We start from the raw sequence: 2,194 nt of genomic DNA, 5'->3' as shown, positions 1-2,194 counted from the left end.
AGACGCTCGAGTACATGCGGTTCATCCGGGAGCAGCTGCCCCGGACCGTCGAGCTGTGGAAGGCGCGTCGCCGACGCCTGACCGGCACGGCGCCGGCCGAATAATCGGCGCGCAGACCCTGAGCCACGCCGACCCGACCGCTGGAGTTAAGCTGATCATTCCCTGTCGCGTCCCTTGACTTCAATTCGCGCACTCGATGAGATGGTCTTCTCCCTATATGCGGCACGTGGATGACAGTCGGCTAAGGAGACGGGGCCATGGACGACCGAACATCTCAACATGACCCACGTAATACCTGGCGGACCGGTCAACTGCCTCCGAGCACACTCGACAACATCGACCGCGCCATTCTCGGCGAGCTCCAGCAGGACGGGAGGATGTCTGTCCGGACCTTGGCCGAGCGCGTCCACGTGTCCCGCGCCAATGCCTACGCCAGAATCAACCGGCTGCTCTCCGACGGAGTCATCACCGGCTTCAGCGCCGATATCGACGCCGAACGCGCCGGCCTGGGAACCAGCGCCTACGTGCTGCTGTCCATTCAGCAGAACACGTGGCGTGACGTGGCCGATGCGCTCAGCCAGCTGCCGTTCGTCGAGCACTACGCGCTGGTGGGCGGCGACTTCGACGTCCTGACCCTGGTCCGCACGCCGAACAACGCCGAGCTACGGCGCATCGTCCTGGAGCGTATTCACGAGATACCCGGGGTGCGCAGTACCCGGACATGGCTGATCTTCGACGAGCATCACGGCCAGGGACCGACGTGGAACGCAGACTCGACACGCTAAGCACGTCCCCGCCGGGCCTGGAACCGTGTCCGCCAGGGCACCAGTAGGCTCGCGCCATGACCAAGTGGGAATACGCAACCGCACCAGTACTGATCCATGCCACCAAGCAGATCCTCGACACGTGGGGCGAGGACGGATGGGAGCTCGTCCAGATAGTTCCGGGCGCGAACCCGGAGAACCTGGTGGCGTACTTCAAGCGGGAGAAGCCAGAATGAGCGGGCAACTGACGGATGAGCGATAGGGAGTGCGCCCGGTGAGCGACGTCGTGAGCCCAGAGACGCGGTTGGCCGAGCTTGGACTGGAGGTGCCTCAGGTCGCCGCACCGGTAGCCGTGTACGTGCCTGCCATGCGCACCGGCTCGTACGTCTACACCTCGGGTCAGCTGCCGCTGAAGGACGGTGATCTGATCCGCACCGGAAAGGTGGGGGCAGACGTCAGCCCGGAGGAGGCCTACGAGTGCGCGCAGCAGTGCACGCTCAACGCCCTGGCCGCACTCCGCGCCGAGATCGGTGACCTGTCCGCCGTCGCCCGCATTGTGAAGGTGACGGGCTTCATCGCCTCGGCTCCGAGCTTCACGTCGCAGCCTCAGGTGCTCAACGGCGCGAGCGAGCTACTCGGGAAGGCGTTCGGCGACTCCGGGCAGCACGCCCGTAGCGCAGTCGGGGTCGCGGTCCTGCCGCTCGACGCCCCAGTGGAGATCGAACTGGTCGTCGAGGTCCGTTGACGATCGGCCGGAGACTGCCGCCCGCGTCCGCTGAGCGGGCGCGGGCGTTCATCGCCGAGCGCCGGACACCCGTGCCGGCGCGGCCGGCGTCGTCCGTGCTCCTGCTACGTTCCGGAGCCGACGGTCTCGAGGTCTACGTCCATCTGCGCCACACCAGCATGGCGTTCGCCGGTGGAATGGTCGCCTTCCCGGGCGGCAGCGTCGATCCGGCCGACATGACGCCGCTGCGCCACAGCTCCGAATGGGCGGCGCGGCTGGGCACGACCGAGTCGTCGGTGGCTGGGTTCGTCAATGCCGCCCTGCGCGAGACGCAGGAGGAGACAGGCGTCGTCCTGGAACCAGAGACTCTGGTTCCCTTGGCGCACTGGATCACCCCGAGGTTCGAGGAACGACGGTTCGACACATGGTTCTTCGCCGCTGAACCACCTGCCGGGCAGGAACCCCGCGACGTCTCGGGCGAGGCCTCCCACGTCACCTGGATCACGCCGCAAGACGCGATCGCCCGTGCCGAACGCGGCGAGTGGACGATGCTCACGGTCACCTGGGCCATCCTCGAAGACCTCGCCCGCTACGGCACGGTGGACGACGTGCCGAGGACACGCCCGGTCGAGGCCGTCCTGCCGGGCTGGATCGACCGGGGCGACGACGTCCTGGTTCTGATCCCCGGCGACCGGGAGTACCCCGG

General features: G+C 67.2%; 4 protein-coding genes. All 4 read left to right on the top strand.

Annotated elements, in window-relative coordinates:
* Window positions 1-257: 257 nt before the first annotated feature.
* Window positions 258-785 (top strand): Lrp/AsnC family transcriptional regulator, encoded by a 528-nt coding sequence (locus tag ELR45_RS13625; RefSeq protein ID WP_129666857.1) that lies wholly within the window; start codon window positions 258-260, stop codon window positions 783-785.
* Between the two features lie 56 nt (window positions 786-841).
* Window positions 842-1,000 (top strand): Sp36 family protein, encoded by a 159-nt coding sequence (locus ELR45_RS13620; RefSeq protein WP_129666855.1) that lies wholly within the window; start codon window positions 842-844, stop codon window positions 998-1,000.
* 38 nt (window positions 1,001-1,038) lie between these two features.
* A complete protein-coding gene (locus ELR45_RS13615) occupies window positions 1,039-1,509 on the top strand; it encodes a RidA family protein (RefSeq protein WP_129666853.1) in 471 nt (156 codons plus the stop codon).
* The coding region (locus tag ELR45_RS13610) for an NUDIX hydrolase (RefSeq protein ID WP_165367754.1) at window positions 1,506-2,194 on the top strand (689 nt) is incomplete at its 3' end. The genes ELR45_RS13615 and ELR45_RS13610, both read left to right, overlap by 4 nt.

The organism is Phytoactinopolyspora endophytica (assembly GCF_004138495.1).
GTDB classification, from domain to species: Bacteria; Actinomycetota; Actinomycetes; order Jiangellales; family Jiangellaceae; genus Phytoactinopolyspora; species Phytoactinopolyspora endophytica.
This window is presented reverse-complemented; position numbering and strand designations above follow the sequence as displayed.